Below are 20,015 nucleotides of genomic sequence, written 5' to 3'. Positions count from 1 at the left end.
GGGTGCCCGGCGCCCCCGGCGCCGCACCGGTGCGGCGTGTCGCGCCCGCGTTCCGTCTCCGGACGGTGCTAGTGCCCCTGCAGGCGCCTGCGGTGCCACCGCTCGACGAGCCCCTCGGGCACGTCCTCGACCGTGAGCGCGAACGACCGGTGGTCGCACCACTGCCCGCGGATGTGCAGGTACCGCAGGCGCAGCCCTTCGTCGCGGAACCCGAGCTTCTCGACGACGCGCAGCGACGGGCCGTTCTCCGGCCGGATGTTGACCTCGACACGGTGGAGCCCGAGCACCCGGAAGCAGTGGTCGGTCGCGAGCGCCACGGCCGTCGGGGTGATCCCCTGGCCGGCGGCGTCCCGGGACACCCAGTACCCGATGGAGCCCGAGCGCAACGAGCCGTACTGGATCGAGGAGACCGTCAGCTGCCCCACGAGCTCACCGCCGCGCTCCACCGCGAAGGGCAGCGCCGACCCCTCGCGCGCCTGCGCCCCGAGCGCCCGCACGAACTGCCCGAACGTCGGCCGCGGTCCCTTCACCGGCTCGGGGCTGGTCGCGTCCCACGGCTCCAGCCAGCCGAGGTTGCGCGCCCGCAGCGCCATCCACGCGTCCGCGTCCCGGCGGCGCAGCGGCCGCAGCCGCACGTCGCCGTCGACGAGGACGGCGGGCCACCCGACAGCCACGCTCACCCCTCCCGGGTCGTGGTCAAGGTTCCGTCCGGCTGCACGTTCACCCCTCCAGCACCAGGCAGTGCACGACCGACCCCGGGTGCACCGTCACGTCGCCCTCGCCGACGACGGCCAGCGCGTTCGCGTGCGAGAGCGCGGTCGTCGACGGCGCCGACGGGTCACCGATCGGCGTCGCACGGTACCCCTCGTCGGGCGACCCGAGCACGGTCGCCGGGACGAACTGCCGGAGCCCGGGCGGCGACGCCCACCCGTGCGTGGCGGTCGCGGTCACCGAGGGGCGGAACAGCTCGGTGTGCCCGGCCATCGCGCGCAGCGCCGGCCGGACGAACACCTCGAAGGACACCTGCGCGGCGACGGGGTGCCCCTGCAGCGCGAACAGCGGGACGGTGCGGCCACCCCGCTCCCCCGCGTCGAGGCCCAGCGCACCGACGGTCCCGAAGCCGTGCCGCAGGCCGGGCGTCATGGCCACCTGGTCGATCCGGACCGTGCCGAGCGGCGCGAGGACGTCCTTGACGGTGTCGTGCGCGAGCTCGGACAGGCCGCCGGTGAGCACGACGAGGTCCGCCCGCACGAGCTGGTCCTCGAGCGCCTCGCGCAGCACGGCCTGCTCGTCGGGGACGGCGCCGACGCGCACGGGTGTCGCACCGGCGTCGCGCACCGCGGCCTCGAGGGCGTGCCCGTCGACCTCGAACACCGTGCCGGGGCGGGCCGCGGTCGTCGGTTCGACGAGCTCGCTGCCGACCGACAGCAGCACGACGCGCGGCGTCGGGTGCACGGTCAGGCGCCCGCGGCCCATCGCCGCGGCGAGCGCGATCTGCCGGGCCCCGAGCCGCGTGCCCGCCGTCAGGACGAGCTCGCCCGCACGGACGTCCGCCCCCGCGTACCGCACGTGCTGCCCCGCGACGGCCACGCGCTGGAACGCGACCCGGGCCTGCCCGCGGTCCGTCTCCTCGATCGGCACCACCGCGTCCGCCCCGAGCGGCAGCGGCGCCCCCGAGGCCACGCGCACGGCCGTCCCGGGCACGTGCCGCAGGCCCGCCGGGCTGCCGGCGTGCAGGTCGTGCGCGACCGGCAGGTCGGGGCCGTGCGCTCCCGCGCCGTACGTGTCGTCCGCGGCGACGGCGTACCCGTCCCGGGTGGCCACCGGCACGGCCGGCACGTCGACGGGCGCGACGACGTCCGCCGCCAGGATGCAGCCCGACGCGTCGTGGAGCACGACGTCGAGCGGGGGCACCGGGCCTGCGGCCGCGAGCACGGCGGCGAGGTGGTCCTGGACCGATCTCATGCGCGCATTGTGCCCGGTCGGCGGCTCGCGCCGGGGTCGCCGCGCCCCTCGGCACCGGCCCGGTGCACCACGGAACGGAGCGGGACGATCGTGGCGGGCGCGACGTTTGCGACACTGGTGACATGAGCACCGCCGCCCAGCCCCCCTGGCACGTCGACGAGGCGACCGTCGGGAACCCCCGGCCTCGCGACATGTCCGAGGACAAGGACCGTCTGCGGCGCCAGGTGCGCGCCCGACGCAACCACCGGTCGGCGCGACGTCGCGCCGAGGTCGCGGAGCAGCTCGCGCAGGTCCTCCTGACCATCCCCGAGGTCGCCGCGGCGCGCTGCGTGAGCGTGTACGCCTCGCGTCCCACCGAGCCGGGCACCGGCCCGATCCTCGACGAGCTCGCCGCGCGCGGCGTCCGGCTGCTCATGCCGGTGCTGGGCACCGGTCTGCAGCGCGACTGGGCCGAGTACGCCGGCCGCGACGACCTGCGGGAGCGCGCACCGGGCCGCCCCCCGGAGCCGAGCGGCCCGCCGCTCGGCGCCGCGACCCTGGCGGACGCCGACGTGGTCCTCGTCCCCGCGCTCGCGGTGGACGTCGCGGGCGGCCGCCTCGGGCAGGGCGGGGGCTGGTACGACCGCGTGCTGACGCACGTGCGGCCCGGCGCCCCGGTGATCGCACTGGTCCACGAGGACGAGCTCCTCGACGTCGTCCCCCGCGAGCCGCACGACCTGACCGTCACCGCCGTGGCGACGCCGGACGGCTGGCGTCGGCTGGGGCCGCAGCCCGACGCCGACGCCTGACACGCGCGCGGCCCGGGTTCAGCCCTCGGCCGGTGCCAGCGTCTGGCGGTCCACCGCGTCCGCCTCGACGGCCACCCCGGAGTACGGCCACGGGAACTGGCGGCCCTGCGCCCACGCCTCCAGCTGGTCGTCGTAGTGGCTGCTGGCCGGGTGCCCCGACGTGCCGGTGAGGTTGACCCACGTGGAGGCGTCGAGGTCGCCCAGGTCGACGACCATGCGCATCGACGCCGCCGACGTCACGGCGAACGACCCGGACGACGCGTCCCACCCGCTCGCGTCGACGATGGACGAGCCACCGCCGACCCGCTGCGGCGACGGGTTGACGACGCGGCGGACGATGTCGGGCGAGCCGTCGCCGCCCAGGACGGGGTGCTGCGGTGCGGCGACGTGCAGCAGGCCCCACGCCCAGTCGTCGGTGCGGCTGCCGATCTGCGCCGTGAGCTGCCGCCGCGCCTGGACGAGCGCGCGGGCGAGGACGTCGTCACGCCCCTCGACGACACCCGGGGTGGACCTGTCGTCCCACCACGGGGACGTGGGGTTCTCGAGCATCGTCCGGACGACCTCCAGCCAGCGGGAGTCGCCCGTGGGCCCGTGCCCCTCCGGCAGGTCGTCGGCGAACGTGAGCTCCAGGACGTCGGCCCACACGGCCGCGAAGTACATGCCCGCGGCGGAGTCGACGTCCATCACCTGGTCCCAGTCGCGCAGCAGCTGCTGGCCGCGCCGGTCGAACGGGTCCTCCACGGTGATCTCGAGCAGCGCCGGCACGAGCACCTGCGCGTACGGGCTGCGCTGGTCCGTCTGCAGGTCGGCCGTCGACGCGACGTCGACGGGCTGCGCCTCGGCGATGCGCGCCGTCAGCAGGTCGCGGATCCGCTGCGAGCGGTAGCCGTAGTCGACGTCCCTGCCGAGGAACGGGCCGACGCCCGCGGGGGTGACGGCCTGGTTCGCCGCGACGACGAACCCCTCGGCCGGGTCGAGCGTGCGGGGCATCGCCGCCGGGTCCACCCAGCCCTGCCAGTCGTAGCGCGAGTCCCAGCCCGGCCGGGGCCACGTGCCGTCCGACGGCACGGGCCCGTCCACGGCCGCACGCACAGGGATCCGCCCCGGGGCCTGGTAGCCGATCCGGCCGTCGGTCGTCGCGAACACGATGTTCTGGGACGGCACGTCGAACAGCGCGGCGGCCGCGGCGACGTCGTCGGCGTCGTCCGCGGTCATGAGCGAGAAGAGGGCGTCGACCGTGCGGCCGGGCTCGAGCGCCGTCCACGCCAGCGACACGGCGAAGCGCGTCCCCGGTGCGTCGGCCGGCACGGGTGCCTGCGCGGCCGGGTTCACCGGCAGGACGTCGGACACGATGGGGCCGTGCCGGGTGCTGAGGATCGCGATCTCGACGTCGTCGCCGCCGGCCACCTCGATGGTCTCCATCCGCGCGCCCAGCTGCTCGTGCCCGCCGTCGACGCGCGCACCGTCGCGGTCGATCCGCTCGAGGAAGAAGTCGGTGACGTCGGCGCCCATGTTGGTCAGGCCCCACGCGAGCGCGCCGTTGTGGCCGATGACCACGCCCGGCAGGCCCGCCAGGGCGAACCCGGTGACGTCGTAGGGGCAGGCCTCCGACACGTCCGCGCACCGCAGCCCGACCTGGGACCAGATGCCGGGCGCGGAGATGCCCAGGTGCGGGTCGTTGGCCAGGATCGGCTTGCCGGACACCGTGTGCTCGCCGGACACGACCCACGAGTTCGACCCGACGCCCTCGCCCTCACCCACGAGGTGCGGCACGGCGGCGAGCGCCCGGTCGGCCGACGCGAGCGCGTCCTGGAGGTCCGACGCCGTCAGGTCCAGGTCCACCGCGACGGCGGGCTGCACGCCCGCCGTCAGCTCCGCGGCCGTCAGGATCGGCATGTTGCGGTCCTGCGGGTAGGGCGGGAAGAGCTCCTCGACGCGCGCGACGTCGGGCACGGACTGGTACGTGATCGCCCGCGACAGCTCGCGGTCGTAGTTGGAGCGCAGGTCCCAGGCCATGGCCTTGAGCCAGGCGAGCGAGTCGACCGGGTCCCACGGCTCGGGGGCCCGCTGCGGGACCCGCAGGCCGAGCACCGTGTACTCCATGGCGATGGACCCCGGGTCGCGGTCCTCCAGGTAGGCGTTGACGCCGTCGGCGTAGGCCTGCAGGTGCGCCCGCGTCGTGTCGGACAGCAGGGCCCACTCCTGCTCCGCCACGACGCGCCAGCCGAGCGTGCGCACCACCTTGTCCGAGGCGAGCGCGTCCTCGTTCACCCCGACGAGCTCCGAGAGGCGACCCGCCGTCACGTGCCGGCGGTAGTCCATCTCGAAGAACCGGTCCTGCGCGGACACGTAGCCCTGGGCGAGGAACAGGTCGTGCGGTGTCTCGGCCACGACGGTCGGCACGCCGCGCGCGTCGCGCGTGACCTGGACCTCCGCACCCAGCCCGGGCAGCCGCTGGGTGCCCTGGACGTCCGGCAGGGGGCGCCGCAGCACGAGCGCGGTCGCGAGCGCGGAGGTCACCAGCGCGACCACGACGACGACGGCGGTGACGACGAGCGCGGTGCGCATGCGGTGGCGACGGGGCACGGTCGCAGGGTACCCGCGAGGTCGCTTGACGCGAGCGCTAGAGTTGGCACTCGGATCCTGAGAGTGCCAGCGCCGTCCCGGCCGCGTCCGCGCCGGTCGGCCACGTCTGCGGGCGCAGCCCGTCGGTGCGGCAGGTCCCGTGCGGCAGGTGCCGTGCGGTCCGGCGCACGTCCGGCGGGTCGGTCGACCGTCGCGTACGCCTCGGCGGGCCACGGGCCCGCGGGACGGCCGCCGGGACGACCTCCAGGAGCAGGAACACTTCGAGGACGCCGGGCACGCCGGCGACGACGATCGGGAGTCACGTTGCCCACCTACGCCTACCGCTGCACGGCCTGCGAGCACGCCTTCGAGGTGCAGCAGTCGTTCACCGACGACGCCCTGACGGTCTGCCCGGAGTGCGAGGGTCGGCTGCGCAAGGTGTTCTCGACGGTCGGCGTGGTGTTCAAGGGCTCCGGCTTCTACCGCAACGACGCGCGCGCCGGCTCGTCGTCGAAGCGGTCGGGCAGCTCGGGGACGTCGTCGAGCACGTCGTCGGACTCGTCGTCGAGCTCGTCGACCGACTCGTCGTCGAGCACGTCGTCGAGCACCTCGACGCCCGCGCCGGCGACGTCCGGCTCGTCGTCGAGCACCCCTGCCGCCTCGACGCCCGCCGCGTCCTGACCGAGCCGCCCACAGGTCCCGCGCGGGCGGCTCGCGTCCACCGGCGCGCCCACCGCACGTCCCCGGGGCGCCCGCGCGGCCTAGCGTCGCGGCATGGTGCTCCCGACCTCCGCAGTGCCCCCCGCGCCCTGGCGTGACACCGGCACTCCACCGCCGCCGCTCCCCGGCGTCCGGCCCCCGCGCCGACTGCGGGTGCGGGCAGCGGTGTGGCGGCTGCGGTTCGCCGTCGCGGCGCTGTGCGTGGGCGCCGCCGCCGCCGTCACCGTCCACGCGCTGCGACCGCCGCCGGCGCTCACCGTGCCCGTCGTCGTGCTCGCTCACGACGTGGCGGCGGGCAGCACCCTGGAACCCGCCGACGTGCTGGTCGCCGCCGTCCCGCCCGGGGCTGCGCCGGGGGGAGCGCTCACCCGCCCCGACGACGTGGCCGGCCGCGTCGCCGCGGTGGACCTGGGGGCACGCCTGCCCCTGACGCCGGCGCTGCTCGTGGACGCGACCCTCACGGGCCCACCCGGCACGGTCGTCGTCGCGGTGCGGCTCGACGACCCCGCCATGGCCGCCCTCCTGGCACCTGGGATGCACCTCGACCTCGTGGCGGCCCGGCCGGAGGGCGGCACCGGCGAGACGGTCGCGCGTCGTGCGCTCGTCCGCCCGTCGCCGCCGGGCGAGGCGGGCGCGGGCGGGCTGCTCGGCGGCGCGACGTCGTCCGACGACGCCCCACCCGTGGTGGTCGCCGTGACGCCCGACGAGGCGGTCCGCCTCGCCCAGATGTCCGTGTCCGCCCGGATCGTCGCGGTCGTCGTGCCATGATCGATGAGGTCGTCCGTCCGGGCGCCACCGTCGGGGGGAGGTCGGCATGGCCGAGAGCAAGCGGGAACGCCCGCGGGCAGCGGGCGACCGGATCAGGGCCGTGAGCGCCAGCCCGCGCGTCACGGGCATGGCCAAGGTGCTCCAGGGATTCAAGGACTTCATCGCGCGGGGCAACGCGATCGAGCTCGCCGTCGGCGTCGTCGTCGGCGCCGCGTTCACCGCCGTGGTGGCCGCGCTGCAGGACGCGTTCATCAGCCCCGTCATCGGGTGGATCTTCGGCAAGCCGAACCTCGAGGGCGTCTGGGACATCGGCCCCTACACCTGGCGCACGCCGGACCCGGGCGAGGACCCGATCGCCCCCATCCAGGTCGGCGTCATCCTCAACGCGCTCCTGCAGTTCCTCATCACGGCGGCCGCGATCTACTTCCTCATCGTGCTGCCGCTCAACGCGCTCGCCGCGCGCCGCAAGAAGGGCGAGGAGGACGAGCCGGCCGCGCCGGCCGAGGACGTCCTGCTCCTGCAGGAGATCCGCGACCTGCTGGCCCAGCGGCTGACGCCGGCCATCGCCAACGACACGACGCCGTCGGCCGGCGCCACGCCGACCGTGCCGCCGGTCGTGCCGCCGACCGCACCGGGGACCCCGCCGGAGCCGCCCAGCAACCCTCCCGGAGCCTGACCGGCTGACCATCCGCGCCGCACGGGTCACCGCCCACGGGACGGTGACCCGTGCGAGCGGCTCACCAGTGCGGCGGCTTCTCCCGCCGCAGACGCTCGTCGTTCGAGGACGGCTCGTCACGGCCCCAGCCCTGGTCCGAGTCGTCGGCGGAGCGCAGTGCCGTCCACGGGTCCGCGGGGCCGGCCGCGGGCGGTGTGGCCGTGGGCGGTGTGGCCGTGGGCGCCTCGGCCTGCGACGCGCCCGGCGCGGCGGGCGCGGGGGCAGGTCCGCCCGCGTCACCCCGCACCGCCGACGGGGCGTCGTCGTGCGGCGCAGCCGGCACGGCCGTGCGCAGCACCGACTCGTCGTCGCCGACGGTCCCCGAGGGCCGCACGGCCCGGCGCGGGCGTCGCGGTGCGGTGCTCATGGTCCGATCCTCGCACCCGGCGCGGCGGCGACCGACCGCCGGATCAGCTGTAGGCGCGGGTGACCGCCGCCCGGACGGCGGAGTCGACGCGGTGGCTCCGGCGGCTGATACCGAGCTCGGCGCGCAGCGCGTCGGCGAGCTGGTCGCGGCTGCGCTCCGCACCGTCGGACCGCAGCCACCGCACCAGGTCGTCGAGCTGGTCGTCGCTGTACGCGTTGATCGGCAGGCCGGCGCGCACGTCGGGTCGCGGCGCCGTCCGCACGGGCAGGGCGAGCTGCTCCCCGTCCGCCGGCGTGGCGGTGTCCGGGCCGAGGGCTGCCGGGGCGTCACCGGTGGCCGCGGGGCGCGCGTCGTGAGGTCCGACGGACGCCACGGCACCCGACGCGATCACCGGGATGACGCCCGTCGGCGTGCGGACCACCGGCACCGCACCGGTCGCCGCCGGCACCACCGGCGTCGCGCCCGTCGCCGGCTGCACCACCGGCACCGCACCCGTGGCGGGACGCACCACCGGCACCGCACCCGTGGCGGGACGCTGCGCGACGTACGGCCGCACCGGGCGGCTCTCCTCGTCGTCACCGACGTGGTGGGGCACCTGCGGGACGGCGCCCGTCATCGGGGCCGCGTCGGGGCGCCGCTCGCGGAGCGCCGCGTGCACGGCACGGCGGATCCGGTCGACCTCGGCCTGCGGGTCGAGGAACGCGGCGGCCGACCACACGCGCACGACCGACCAGCCCAGCCGGGCGAGGCGGTCGCCGACGAGCCGGTCGCGCACCCGCACGCTCGGCTCGCCCACGTACGTCGCGTCGTCGGTGAGGACAGCGACCAGCATCTCGTCGGGCAGGTCGGGGTGGCCGACGACGAGCGGGATGCGCGCACCGCCCTCGACGCCGTGGTCGACCTCGACGACGAGCCCGTGCCGCCACAGCCGCTCGGCCAGGTCGAGCACGAGGCGGTCCGGGTCGGGGCCGCCCACCGGGCGCTCCCCCGCGCCGTGGCCGGCCGCCTGGGCGCCACGCTCGGCGGCGAAGCGCAGGACGTCGGCCAGCAGCCGCGGCCCGGGACCGCGCAGCCGGTCGGGGTCGAGGTCCTCGGCGCCGAAGCACGCGACGACCGTCAGCCGGTGACGCGTCGATCCCAGCGCGTCGAGGAGCAGGGCGTCGCCGCCGGGCCTGCTGACGGGCCCGAAGGTGTGGAGCACGCGGCGGTGCGGGGTGCGCCCCAGGCCGACGGACAGGATGACCGCGTCGCGCCGCAGGCCACCGACGTTCGCGACGTCGACGACGAGGAACGGGTCGGCGCGTCCCGCGTCGAAGTACGCGGCCAGCGCGGGGTTGTCACGCACCTCCGCCAGCACGGTCTCGCGGACGGCGTCCGCGTGCCGGGGCGTGAGCGTCACGACGGCCAGCGACTCGTCCGGGTGCTGCAGGACGTGCTCGACGACGAGCTCGAGGACCTTCTCGACCTCCGCGGTCGTCGAGTCGACCATGCTGCTGGCGGGGTCGGGCATGCCCGTGCCGTCGACGTTCTCGAGCCCGACCAGCGGCTGCGAGGACGGCAGCGGCGTGGGCACCAGGACGCCCGCGTAGCCGTGCTCCGCGAGGAAGCGGGTCAGGTACGGGTCACGCCGGGAGGCGTCCGCGTGCAGCGCGACCGACGGCAGCACCTGGGCGAGGTCGCGCACCGCGCTCCCGGACGCGCACCGCGCGTCGCCGACCACGACGACCTGGCGCCCGCGCGCGATCGCGGGCAGCGCGGCCTCGACGGGCAGGTGGGCGGCGGCGTCGATGACGACCAGGTCGACCGTGCGCGACGCGGGCAGCACCTGGGCGACGAGCATCGGGCCGGCGACGAGGACGGGACGCAGCCGCCGCGCCAGGTCCGGGTGCCGCGCGACGGTGTCGCGCAACGACGTCATCCGCTCCTCGACGAGCTCGGTGAACAGGCTCTCCGCCTGGTCGCGGTGCCGGCGCACGGCGGCGGCGATGCGCCCGACCGCGGCGGCGAGCACCGGGGCCGTGCGGCTGACGACGTGCCGGCGGTCGAGCTCGGCGTACCGGGCGGACAGGGCGCCGAGCGCGGCCCCGTCGTACCCGGCCAGGGCGGGGTCGGCGGCCAGCACGTGCTCGAAGACGGTGCTCCACCACGCGAGGTCCAGCTCGGCGGGTGCCTGGGCCGGGTCGACGCGGCGGGCGGCGAGCTCGTCGACGAGGTCGCCGAGCCCGGCGGCGCGCAGCCCGTGCAGCAGGTGCGTGCGCTCGGGCAGCGTGTCGAGCGCCGCGGCGCCGGACCGCAGGCGCGCCAGGCGCTCGCGCAGCTCGTCGAAGGGGGTCACCGACAGGCGCCCGCCGACGGGCGTCGTCGCGAGGACCTCGGCGACGCCCTCGAGGTCCTGCCGGACGGCGAGGTGCTCGTCCTCGATGACCTCGAGGCTCTCGGGCAGACGCGGCCAGCCGCCGGCCGGGCAGTGCGCCTGCCACAGCTCGCGGCGCTCCTGCACCTCGAGCAGGGCGCCGTGCAGGTCCGCCACCGGGCGGCCCGGACGCAGCATGTCCTTGGCCTGCTTGCGCAGCCGGCGCCGGACCCAGAACCCCATGGGGATCCCGTGCTCCTCGCGCCACTGCTTCGTCGCGGTGGCCGCGACCAGGTCGGCGGCCGTGCGCTCGAACACCAGGGGCTGGAACACGTCGAGCGACGTGCGGACGCCGTCGAGCATCCGCAGCTGCTCGGCCCACTGGTCGAGCGTCGTCGCGCGGGTCAGGCCCGTCTCGGCGGCGACCTGCTCGACGCGCTGGACCAGCAGGGGCAGCGTCACGTCGAGCAGGCGGTCCAGCCGGCGGCGCACGACCTGCGCGTCGGCGGCGGTGCGCAGGTCGGCCCCGTACCAGGGGGTGTCCTGCGGGCGCAGCGAGAACGCGCCGAGCTCCCCGGCACGCACGAGGTCCCGGGCGAGGCGGGTGCGCTGCTCGGGGTCCAGCATCCGCGCGACGTCGGGGCCGAGCCGCACCGTCGTGGCCGGCGTGGGCCGGGTCGCGGTGAGCCGTGCGAGCTCCTGCAGCGCGTCGTACGCGGACGCACCCCACGGCTCGCGCGGCACGTGCAGCGCGTCGACGTAGCCGCGCAGCCGCTCGCGGTGCTCGAGCAGCGGGCCACGCACCGCCTGCACGGCGTCCGTGTCGACGACCGGCGGCTCGAGGGTCATCGCGCCGAGGAGCCGGCGCGCGGCGCTGGCGCGCCAGCCGGCGTGCGGCTCCACGTCCAGGACGACGTCGCCGAGGCCGAGGCGCCGCAGGCGCTCGACGAGCGACACGGCGGCGCGGCGGTGACCGGGCACGTAGAGCACGGTGCGCCCCTCGGCCGCCGCGTCGGCGACGATCGCGGCGAGCGTGCCGGTGACGTCGGAGCCCGTCGGGGCGTCGACGAAGACGTGGCTGCCGGTCGCCACGACGTCGAGCACGTGCTGCTGCGCGGGGTCGAGGTCGCCGACGCCCCGCTCGAGGGCCGGGTCGCGATCGCCGGTCACGGGCTCGGGCAGGGGTACCTGCAGCGCGGCCCGTGCGTCGTCGATGCCGGCCAGCGCCCGGACCACGTCGTGGTGCTCGAGCGTCCCGACGAGCTGGTCGAGGTCGTCGACGATGACCTGGCCGGGGTGCACGAACGTGCCGACGACGACCCGCTCGACGAGGGAGAAGTCCTCGAGCACGGCCTCGCCCAGCGACGCCAGCCGCTGCAGCGCTCCGCGGGGGTCGAAGCCTGCGGCCGTGAACGTGCCGCGGGCGACGGCGGCGGGGTCGAGGAGCGCGCCGTGGCCGCGCAGCGCGCGCGCCAGCACCGGGTTGACCTCGATCGACGGCTCGAGCTCGAGCTCGTGGTCGTCCTCGCCGCTGCCCCGCGCACGCAGGCCCACGGGCCGCAGCAGCACGGGTGCACGCACCGTGCGGACGGCGGCGTCCTGGCCGTCGGGCCCGGCGGGGCGCCCGGACGGCGTCCGCGGGTGCCGGGTGACGTGGGCGAGCGCGCCGACGTCGTCGGACGCGAGGTCGGCGCTGGACCTGTCGGTCCAGGTGGCGACACCGATGGCCAGGGACGTCGAGGCGATGCCGTAGCGCTGGGTGTACCCGGCGGCCCGGGCCGAGACGGCGCGGGCGCGACGGCGGGCGGCGGACAGCGCACCGGGCTCGCGCACGAGGTTCGACAGGCGTGTGGGGCGGCCGGCGAAGAGCTGGGCCATGCCGGACGGGTGGGCGGACGACAGGTCCAGCGCGGCGTCGCCGAGCTGGTCGACGTCGGCGAGGGTCGAGGCGCCGGCGGCCTCGACGAGCGCGCCACGCCACGTGGCGACGGCGCTCTCGAGCAGCTCGGCGGGCGACGGCGGCTCGACGAGCGCCACGTGCGCGCCGTCGGCGGTGTCGGGGCGCTCCGCCGGGGCGACGTCGCCGTCGGCCGGCGACGTGGTCCCGGACGGGGTGGTCCCCGTGGCGGGCGTGCGTGCGGGAGCGGTCACCCTGGCACGGTAACCGGGCGACGGGCCGATCCCGGGGCGGACACGCAAGGAGAGCCGGACGTGACCCGCGGGCGCCCGCAGGTGCCCGGGAACGACCGACGGGACGGGCCGCGTGGGCCCGTCCCGTCGGATCGGAAGCTGAGACGGTGCGCACCGCGCAGGGGGCAGGCGATACGCACCGTCGGGTTGAAGTGTGGGTCATGCACGCGCAGTTGGTCAACTGTCCAGGCTGGTCCGATCAGGTGACCGTTCATCTACCCGGCGCCGCGCCCTGCGCTGCCCACCCACCCCCGCAGGGCGGCCGGGACACGCCGAAACCCGGCCTAGGCTGGGACGGGACGAGGAACGGAGGTCGGGATGCGCGCGGGCCGCAGCGCCATGGCGGTGTGGGCGGTCGCGGCAGCGGTGTACCTGGTGGCCGTCGTGCACCGCACGTCGCTCGGGGTCGCCGGGGTCGAGGCGGTCGAGCGGTTCTCCCTCGGGGCCACGGGTCTGGCGATGTTCTCCGTCATGCAGCTCGCCGTCTACGCGGGCCTGCAGATCCCGGCCGGGCAGGCGGTCGACCGGTTCGGGCCGCGGGCGCTGCTGACGACGGGCGCCGCCGTCATGGCCGCCGGCCAAGGGCTGCTGGCGATCGCCGACGACGTGCCGACCGCGCTCGGGGCACGCGCCCTCCTCGGTGGTGGCGACGCCGCGATCTTCATCAGCGCCTGCCGGCTCATCGCCGAACGGTTCCCGGCGCGCCGCATCCCCGTGATGGTGCAGGTCACCGGCCTGGTCGGGCAGTCGGGCCAGATCGTGTCCGCCCTGGCGGTCGCCTGGGTGCTGCACGCCGAGGGCTGGCAGGCCGCGTTCGGGACGCTCGCGCTCGTCGGTGTCGCCGCCACGGTGGCCGCGGCCGTCGGCCTCGCTCCGCGCCCGGCCGTGCCGGGCGAGCGCGCCGCCCGGGAGCGGTTCGTCCCCGCGGTGCGGGCGGCCGCGCTGCCCGCCGGCACCCGGCTCGGGTACTGGACGCACTTCCTGACGCCCTTCTCGTTCAACGTCGTCGCGCTGCTGTGGGGCGTGCCCTTCTTCGTGACGGCCCAGGGCCGCACCCCCGGGGAGGCGAGCCTGCTGCTCACGGCGATGACGGTGTCCGCCATCACGGCGGGGCCGCTCATCGGCCACTGGACCTCCCGCCACCCGCTGCGACGGTCGTGGGTCGTCCTCGCCTCCGCGACCGCGACGCTCGCGGTGTGGGTGGCGCTGCTCGTCCCCTCGACGCCCCGCCCGCTGGGCCAGCTGGTCGTGTTCGCGGTCGTGATCGGCGCCGGGGGGCCGGTGTCACTGGTCGGCATCGACTTCGCCCGGACCTTCACGTCGATGGACCGGTTGGGCACGGCCACGGGCTTCGTCAACACCGGGGGCTTCACGTCGACCATCGCCGGCGTCCTCGCGGTCGGTGTCGTCCTCGAGCTGGTGTCGCCCCCCGGCACGACGTCGTACTCGCTCGACGCGTACCGCCTGGCGTTCGCGGTGCTCCTCGTGCCCTGGGTCGTGGGGGTCGCCGGGGTGCTGCGCAGCCGGCGCCGGACGCGCCGGTACCTGGCGGACGCCGGCACACCCGTGCCGCCGCTGCGCGAGGCGCTGCGCCGCCCTCGCGGCGTGTGACCCGTGGTGTCGGTGCCCGCGTGCAGGATGTCGGCATGACCGCCGCACCCACCCAGAAGCAGGTCCTGCACCGGTACCTGCGGGAGGCCCGCAGCGACCTCGTCGGCAAGCTCGAAGGGCTGGACGACTACGACGTCCGCCGTCCGCTCGTCCCCACGGGGACCAACCTGCTGGGCCTGGTGAAGCACGTCGCCTCGGTGCAGCTCGACTACCTCGGGGTGGTCTTCGGCCGCCCGTCGCCGCGCGGCCCGGTGCCGTGGTTCGAGGCGGACGCGGCGCCGGAGTCCGACATGTACGCGGCCGAGGACGAGACACGCGCCGACGTGCTCTCCCTGTGGCAGCACTCGTGCGCCCACGCCGACGCCACGGTCGAGGCCCTGCCCCTCGATGCGCCCGGACACGTCCCGTGGTGGGGCCCGCAGAAGGCCGACGTCTCGCTGCACACCGTGCTGGTGCACCTGCTGTCCGAGGTCACGCGCCACGCGGGGCACGCGGACGTGCTGCGCGAGACGGTCGACGGGGTCGCGGGCATGCGGGCCGGCGACGCGAACCTCGGGGTCCGCACGGCCGCGGAGTGGGCCGCCCACCGCGAGCACCTCGAGCGGGTCGCCCGCGCGACGTCCGCCACCGGCTGACCGGCGCCGGCCCCGTCACGGCGGGCCGCGAGCCACCGGGACGGGCGACGCGCCGCACCGCACCCGCGGGATAGGTTCGGGCGATGGACCCGGTCGACCCCGCGCTCGCCGGCGTGCGCGCCTACCTCAGCCACCTCGACGGGTGCGAGGTCGCCGTCCGGACGTCGTCGGGGGGCGAGTACGCCGGACCGCTGTCCTGCCTGCTGTCCGGCAACGTCATCTTCGTCGGACCGTCCGGTGCGGCGCCCTGCATCCGCATCGACACCGTGGAGTCCGTCCTGCTGCTGAGCGGCGAGCCCGGCCGGACGGGCTGACCGACTCCCGCCGCGCCCGCGTCGCCGGCCGTGGACCCCCAGGGGCCCTCGGCACGGCGACGCGAGGCGACGGCTCATCGTGGGAGCGCTCCTCAGACGAACTTGCAGCAGGGCGACAGGGCCGTGCTGGGGGCGGCCGAGGCCGCGGAGGCACCGGCGACACCGGCGAGGGAGAGGACGGCGACCACGAGGGTGACGGTGAGCTTCTTCATGGTGGATCTCCTTCGGGACGAGGTGCCGGGACGTCCGGCACTCCGGAATGTTCCCCACGCGGATGTCTCGACCGCAATGACTTCGGCGAAGACCGCGTAGACACTCCCTAGTCCGACTTTGTCCGGGCGTGTCGCAGTTCTGCGGCACCCGACCCCCTCCGCGCACGCCGATCGCACGGTCGTGCGCGACCCCGTCGAGGAGGCGCGGACGACCGCGGAGCCGGTCCCCGGTGCACGCCGGGGCGTCCCGGCAGCGGCCGGCGGACGACGGCGCGGGACGCCTGCGTCGGGTCCTGGCCGTCGGGCGTGGGCCTCACGGCCCACCGGGGGTCACCGGCGCGTGGTGCCCACCCCGGCGCCGTCGAGCGCACGCCGGTACGCCTCGGCGACGCGTGCGCGGTCGTCCCCCGCCGCACGCAGCCGGTCGCCGACGCGCCGCCAGGCGACGGCCGACGGACGTCCCGCCGGGACGAGGTCGAGCCGGTCGGCGACCTGCCGGTACGCCTTGATCGCCGCCGTCCGCTCGCCCGACGCGAGCAGGGCGTCCCCGAGCGCCTCGTGCGCCGCGGCCGCGTCCCGTCGCTCTCCGGAGGAGAGCATCTCGACGGCCCGCGACGCGTGCGAGAGGGCGGCACGGTGGTCGCCGAGCATCAGCAGCGCGCGGGACCGGATGGTCGCCGAGCGCGCCAGCTCGACCCGTGACTCGCCGACCTCCAGGGCCGTGCCCGCGGCGTCGAGCTCGAGCAGCGCCTCCCGCGGGCGGGCGGGGACGACAGCGAGCAGCAGGTGCGCGAGGTCGAGGCGGAGCCGGGGGACGTCACGGTCGGCCTCGGCGCCGCCGGCGAGGGCGAGCGCGGCGTGCAGGTGCGCCAGCGCGTCCTGCGCGTCACCGAGCGCGTCGTCGACGAACGCCAGGTTCCAGTGCACGGACCACACGGCCCGGGCCGAGCCGTGGACCAGTGCACGGGACAGCAGGTCCGTCCCGCGCACCCGCGCGTACGTGACGTCGCCGCGGGCCACGTAGGCCCAGACCAGCGTGGACTCGAGGCGGAAGATCTCGTCGGTGCCCGCCGCGCCCTGCGCGAGCGCCGCCAGCTGCTCCTCACCGACGCGCACCGCGGCGTGCAGGTCGTCGGCCTCGGTCAGCGCCATGACCAGGCGCGTCGCCGCGTAGGCAGCACGCTGGGGGCGGTGTCCCTGCGTCAGCAGGCGGGTCGTCTCGACCAGGAGCCGCGCCGAGGCCTCGAGGTCCCCGGCGAGGTCCAGGGCCTCCGAGCGGGCGAGCAGGACCCGCGCGGCCTGGTCGACGTCGAGCGCGTCGAGGTCGACGGTCTCGAGCTCGGTGACCGCCTCACGGGCCCGGCCGGCGCGCACGAGCTGACGGGCGCGCACGACCGACGCCTCGGACGCCACGTACGCGGGTGAGCGCTCACCCTGCTCGAGGTAGGTCGTGGTGACCCCCAGGGCGCGGGCCAGCCGTTCGAGCGCGCCGTCCCCCGGCCCGCGGACGCCGCGCTCGAGGTGCGAGACGTAGCTGGGGTGCATCGAGGCCGCGCGCGCGAGGTCCGCCTGCGACAGGCCGCAGCGCTCACGTGCGTCACGGATGCGTTCACTCACGGGGTGCACGGCTCTCACGATAGGCAGCCTCTCCCCCGCGCGAAAGAGGGCGACCTGGACTCCTGTCACGGCCGGGGTGACGTCGCGGCTGTGACAGGACCGGACCCGGACGGCGGGGCCGGTGCGGGCAGGACCCCGACGGCGGCCCCGACGGCGCCGGGGGCGGCGGCCGGGGAGGCGCCCCGCACCACCCGCACGGTGGGCAGTCCTGTGCGCCGGACCAGCACCTCGACCAGTGCGACGTAGGCCAGCGTCGACGCCGTCGAGACCGCGAGGGAGACCGGCCCGATGTCGACCAGGTCGAGGTCGGCCAGGCCCACGGCGCCCAGGGTGAACACGGTGACGTTGTTGACGACGTGGGCCGCCGCGGCGGCCTCGAGACCACCCGTTCGCCATACGAGCCAGCCCATCGCCGTCGCCCAGACGGCGGTGTCGACCATGGCGAGGTTGACGTAGGTGTGCCCGAGCACGAACAGCGGCACCGGCAGCAGGATCGCGAAGGCGGGGTGCCGCAGCCACGTCCCGACGCTCTGCACGAGGTAGCCGCGGAACACGACCTCCTCCGCGACGCACTGCGCCGGCACGAGCAGCACGACGAGCGCGACCAGCAGCCACGAGGTGGCGGTCACCTGCGGCTCCCACGCCTGCCCGCGGAGCGCCGCGAGCACCGCGTCGCCTCCGTTCAGCAGGAGCGCGAGCCCCGCCGCCACACCGAGGCACCGCGCCGTCCACCCCCACCGGACGCGCCCGGCGACGGACACGAGCAGCCCGACCGGCCGGGCGCCGAGCAGCCACGTGGCCACGAGCACGGCGGGCATCATCGCGATGATCGTGAGCATCCCGAGCGCGAAGGCCAGGGGGTCCGTGAAGTCGGCCACGTCGAGGGCCGCGAGCGTGTCCGTCCCGCCCGGACCGGACGCGACCGCGGCGACGAGCACCAGGACGCCCCCGACCGCCAGGAGCACCACGTAGAGCGCCAGCGCGACGACCCCCACGACCAGCGGCCGCCACCAGCAGGTGCCCGGCCGGGTCCGCTGCAGGCGGTGGTACGCGTAGGTGCCCGGGCGGTCGACGACGACGTGCGCGCTGCTCACGGTCCCATCGTCGCCCGCCGGTGACGCACGCGCATCGGCCGCGCGGACGAGCGCCCCCGCGTCGGCCACGAGCACCGGCCGGGTGCGCCGGCCACCCGGAGGGTCGTCCTCGCGACCGATCCGCTCCGCGGTGCCGCGCACCTAGCATCGGCTCGTGACCAGCACCGCCACCCTGCACGCACCCGGTCGTGGCCGACGGGCGTGGGCACTGACGTGGCGGGTGCTCCTCGCGCTCGTGGTCGGCGCGCTCGGCGGGCTCGTGATGTACGGCGTCAGCCTCGAGGCGGACCCGACGATGCAGACGCGCGCCAGCGCAGGGCTCTGGCTCGTGGCGGACGTCGCCGGCACGCTGGTGTGCGGGACGCTGTACGTCCTGCGGCGGCGCGCCCCCCTGCTGCTGACCGGGATCATCGTGGCCCTCGGGTCGTTCGCGCCGTTCGCCGGTGGCTTCGTGCTCCTGGCCGTCGTGTCGCTGGCGACGCGGCGGCGGTGGGCCGAGATCGCGCCGATCGGCGTGCTGTGGGTGGGTGCTGCCCTGGTCGCGGACCGGGCGTTCAGCACGTACGTGGTGACGCTCGAGGGCCCTTCGCCCTCCCAGGCCGCAGTGGTCGTCGTCCAGCTGGTGTTCACAGCGCTGGTCATCGTCACCGGCATGTTCATCGGCGGACGGCGCGCGCTCGTGGGGTCGCTGCGCGAGCAGGCAGCCATCGCCCGCCGCGAGGCCGACGCACGCGGGGATAGCGCCCGCGCGGCCGAGCGCAACCGCATCGCCCGCGAGATGCACGACGTGCTGGCGCACCGGCTGTCGCTCGTCGCGCTGCACGCCGGGGCGCTGGAGTACCGCGCGGGCCTCGAGCCCGAGCAGGTCCGCGAGACCGCCGCCGTGGTCCGCGAGAACGCGCACGAGGCGCTCGGGGAGCTGCGCGAGGTGCTCGGGCTGCTGCGCGACACGTCGACCGCCGACGAGCAGGCCCGCCCGCAGCCGACGTTCGCGCAGGTCGGCGAGCTCGTCGAGGGCACGCGGGCCGCGGGCTCGCCCGTGACGTTCGTGCTCGACCACGTCGGCGAGGACGACCTGGCGCGGCTGCCGGTGTCGACCAGCCGGCACCTCTACCGCGTGGTGCAGGAGACGCTGACGAACGCGCGCAAGCACGCGCCGGGGGCGCCGGTGCAGGTGCGGCTCCACGGGTCGCCCGGCGAGCGCGTGGGGGTCGAGGTGACTAACCCGGTCCCGGAGCAGCCGCCGAGCGCGCCGCTGCCCACGTCGGGCTGGGGCCTGACGGGGCTGTCGGAGCGTCTGCGGCTGACCGGCGGCGGGCTGGACGTGCAGCGCCGTCCCGACGGGACGTTCGCGGTGCAGGCGTGGCTGCCGTGGGTGGCCGGGACGGAGGGACACGCGTGACGACGACGGTGGAGCAGGCGGTGCGCCCGGTGCGGGTCGTGCTCGTCGACGACGAGACGCTCGTGCGCGTCGGGCTGCGGCTCATCCTCGGCGCGAACCCGGCGATCGAGGTGGTCGCCGAGGCGGGCGACGGCCTGGAGGCGATCGAGGTGGTCCGCGCGACGTCGCCGGACGTGGTGCTCATGGACATCCGCATGCCGCGGCTCGACGGCCTCGCGGCGACCGAGCGGCTCCTGGCGGCGCAGCCGGACGCCCGGGTCGTCATCCTCACGACGTTCGACACCGACGAGATGGTCCTCGGGGCGCTGCGCCTCGGCGCCGCGGGGTTCCTGCTGAAGGACACGCCACCGGCCGAGATCGTGCGGCACGTCCTGGACGCGGGCGCCGGACGCACGACGCTGTCCCCGTCCGTCACGGACCGGCTCATCGCGTCGGTCACGCACCGGCCGCGCGACGAGCGCCGCACGGCGGCGCGGCAGCACCTCGACGCGCTCACGGAGCGCGAGCGTGACGTCGCCCGGGCCATCGGGCGGGGCCTGTCGAACACCGAGATCGCGGCGGAGCTGTTCATCACGGTCGCGACCGTCAAGACGCACATCAGCCGCATCCTGGAGAAGATGCCCGCGGACAACCGCACGCACATCGCCATCTGCGTGCACGAGGCCGGCGACGTGTGAGGCGGGGCGCGCCCGTCGTGCG

The 20,015-nt window shown here is 76.3% G+C and carries 16 protein-coding genes and 1 pseudogene; 9 read left to right on the top strand and 8 right to left on the bottom strand.

Going from position 1 to position 20,015, the window contains the following annotated elements:
- Positions 1–68: 68 nt before the first annotated feature.
- Together NP075_RS04340 and NP075_RS04335 are read right to left on the bottom strand one after the other, a co-directional pair.
- Positions 69–674 (bottom strand): GNAT family N-acetyltransferase, encoded by a 606-nt coding sequence (locus NP075_RS04340; protein ID WP_227564081.1) that lies wholly within the window; start codon positions 672–674, stop codon positions 69–71.
- A gap of 46 nt (positions 675–720) precedes the next feature.
- Complete coding sequence (locus NP075_RS04335) at positions 721–1,965, bottom strand: molybdopterin molybdotransferase MoeA (protein ID WP_227564080.1); 1,245 nt, start codon at positions 1,963–1,965, stop codon at positions 721–723.
- Between the two features lie 122 nt (positions 1,966–2,087).
- Between NP075_RS04335 and NP075_RS04330 the strand changes: the two genes are divergently transcribed.
- The gene (locus NP075_RS04330; RefSeq protein ID WP_256791496.1) at positions 2,088–2,753 is read left to right on the top strand and encodes a 5-formyltetrahydrofolate cyclo-ligase; all 666 of its coding nucleotides are present in this window, start codon (positions 2,088–2,090) and stop codon (positions 2,751–2,753) included.
- An 18-nt stretch (positions 2,754–2,771) separates the two neighbouring features.
- Here NP075_RS04330 and NP075_RS04325 read toward each other — a convergent pair whose 3' ends face one another.
- Positions 2,772–5,339, bottom strand: a complete 2,568-nt coding sequence (locus NP075_RS04325) for a penicillin acylase family protein (protein ID WP_227564075.1) — start codon at positions 5,337–5,339, stop codon at positions 2,772–2,774.
- Here NP075_RS04325 and NP075_RS19075 point away from each other — a divergent pair.
- Positions 5,325–5,783, top strand: a pseudogene (locus tag NP075_RS19075) (FmdB family zinc ribbon protein); the annotation flags it as partial. The gene NP075_RS04325 and the pseudogene NP075_RS19075 overlap by 15 nt on opposite strands.
- A gap of 14 nt (positions 5,784–5,797) precedes the next feature.
- Here the strand turns inward: NP075_RS19075 and NP075_RS04315 are convergent.
- Positions 5,798–6,052: a hypothetical protein gene (locus tag NP075_RS04315; protein ID WP_227564078.1), complete on the bottom strand. Its 255-nt coding sequence runs from the start codon at positions 6,050–6,052 to the stop codon at positions 5,798–5,800.
- A 40-nt stretch (positions 6,053–6,092) separates the two neighbouring features.
- Between NP075_RS04315 and NP075_RS04310 the strand changes: the two genes are divergently transcribed.
- The gene (locus NP075_RS04310) at positions 6,093–6,806 is read left to right on the top strand and encodes an SAF domain-containing protein (RefSeq protein WP_227564074.1); all 714 of its coding nucleotides are present in this window, start codon (positions 6,093–6,095) and stop codon (positions 6,804–6,806) included.
- Positions 6,807–6,852: 46 nt separating this feature from the next.
- Complete coding sequence (mscL, locus tag NP075_RS04305) at positions 6,853–7,482, top strand: large conductance mechanosensitive channel protein MscL (RefSeq protein ID WP_227564072.1); 630 nt, start codon at positions 6,853–6,855, stop codon at positions 7,480–7,482.
- Between the two features lie 61 nt (positions 7,483–7,543).
- Here mscL and NP075_RS04300 read toward each other — a convergent pair whose 3' ends face one another.
- Both NP075_RS04300 and NP075_RS04295 read right to left on the bottom strand, forming a co-directional pair.
- Positions 7,544–7,888 (bottom strand): hypothetical protein, encoded by a 345-nt coding sequence (locus NP075_RS04300; RefSeq protein WP_227564071.1) that lies wholly within the window; start codon positions 7,886–7,888, stop codon positions 7,544–7,546.
- A 43-nt stretch (positions 7,889–7,931) separates the two neighbouring features.
- Positions 7,932–12,392 carry a hypothetical protein gene (locus tag NP075_RS04295; protein WP_227564069.1) on the bottom strand — a complete coding sequence of 1,487 codons (4,461 nt, stop codon included), beginning with the start codon at positions 12,390–12,392 and terminating at the stop codon, positions 7,932–7,934.
- Positions 12,393–12,749: 357 nt separating this feature from the next.
- Between NP075_RS04295 and NP075_RS04290 the strand changes: the two genes are divergently transcribed.
- The 3 genes from NP075_RS04290 to NP075_RS04280 all read left to right on the top strand — a co-directional run bounded on the left by NP075_RS04290 (position 12,750) and on the right by NP075_RS04280 (position 14,991).
- Positions 12,750–14,042: an MFS transporter gene (locus NP075_RS04290; RefSeq protein WP_227564068.1), complete on the top strand. Its 1,293-nt coding sequence runs from the start codon at positions 12,750–12,752 to the stop codon at positions 14,040–14,042.
- Between the two features lie 35 nt (positions 14,043–14,077).
- Positions 14,078–14,677, top strand: a complete 600-nt coding sequence (locus tag NP075_RS04285) for a DinB family protein (RefSeq protein WP_227564067.1) — start codon at positions 14,078–14,080, stop codon at positions 14,675–14,677.
- Between the two features lie 83 nt (positions 14,678–14,760).
- A complete protein-coding gene (locus NP075_RS04280; RefSeq protein ID WP_227564066.1) occupies positions 14,761–14,991 on the top strand; it encodes a hypothetical protein in 231 nt (76 codons plus the stop codon).
- A gap of 542 nt (positions 14,992–15,533) precedes the next feature.
- On the opposite strand, the gene NP075_RS04275 is transcribed toward NP075_RS04280, so the two are convergent.
- Positions 15,534–16,820, bottom strand: coding sequence for a helix-turn-helix domain-containing protein (locus NP075_RS04275; RefSeq protein ID WP_227564059.1), 1,287 nt, complete (start codon positions 16,818–16,820; stop codon positions 15,534–15,536).
- Between the two features lie 65 nt (positions 16,821–16,885).
- Positions 16,886–17,914: a CPBP family intramembrane glutamic endopeptidase gene (locus NP075_RS04270; protein WP_227564058.1), complete on the bottom strand. Its 1,029-nt coding sequence runs from the start codon at positions 17,912–17,914 to the stop codon at positions 16,886–16,888.
- A gap of 154 nt (positions 17,915–18,068) precedes the next feature.
- On the opposite strand from NP075_RS04270, the gene NP075_RS04265 reads away from it, so the two are divergent.
- Positions 18,069–19,316, top strand: coding sequence for a sensor histidine kinase (locus tag NP075_RS04265; RefSeq protein ID WP_227564057.1), 1,248 nt, complete (start codon positions 18,069–18,071; stop codon positions 19,314–19,316).
- Positions 19,313–19,993 carry a response regulator gene (locus NP075_RS04260; RefSeq protein ID WP_227564056.1) on the top strand — a complete coding sequence of 227 codons (681 nt, stop codon included), beginning with the start codon at positions 19,313–19,315 and terminating at the stop codon, positions 19,991–19,993. Before NP075_RS04265 ends, NP075_RS04260 begins: the two co-directional genes overlap by 4 nt.
- Positions 19,994–20,015 lie beyond the last annotated feature (22 nt).

Source organism: Cellulomonas wangsupingiae, assembly GCF_024508275.1.
Classification (GTDB): Bacteria; Actinomycetota; Actinomycetes; order Actinomycetales; family Cellulomonadaceae; genus Cellulomonas; species Cellulomonas wangsupingiae.
The sequence above is the reverse complement of the archived record's forward strand: the minus strand, read 5'-3'. Positions and strand labels throughout refer to the sequence as shown.

Coding starts and splice junctions, on each gene's coding strand:
- NP075_RS04335 (WP_227564080.1), bottom strand. CDS start 1,965: ATGAGATCGGTCCAGGACCACCTCGCCGCCGTGCTCGCGGCCGCAGGC.
- NP075_RS04310 (WP_227564074.1), top strand. CDS start 6,093: ATGGTGCTCCCGACCTCCGCAGTGCCCCCCGCGCCCTGGCGTGACACC.
- mscL (WP_227564072.1), top strand. CDS start 6,853: ATGGCCGAGAGCAAGCGGGAACGCCCGCGGGCAGCGGGCGACCGGATC.
- NP075_RS04330 (WP_256791496.1), top strand. CDS start 2,088: ATGAGCACCGCCGCCCAGCCCCCCTGGCACGTCGACGAGGCGACCGTC.
- NP075_RS04290 (WP_227564068.1), top strand. CDS start 12,750: ATGCGCGCGGGCCGCAGCGCCATGGCGGTGTGGGCGGTCGCGGCAGCG.
- NP075_RS04280 (WP_227564066.1), top strand. CDS start 14,761: ATGGACCCGGTCGACCCCGCGCTCGCCGGCGTGCGCGCCTACCTCAGC.
- NP075_RS04285 (WP_227564067.1), top strand. CDS start 14,078: ATGACCGCCGCACCCACCCAGAAGCAGGTCCTGCACCGGTACCTGCGG.
- NP075_RS04300 (WP_227564071.1), bottom strand. CDS start 7,888: ATGAGCACCGCACCGCGACGCCCGCGCCGGGCCGTGCGGCCCTCGGGG.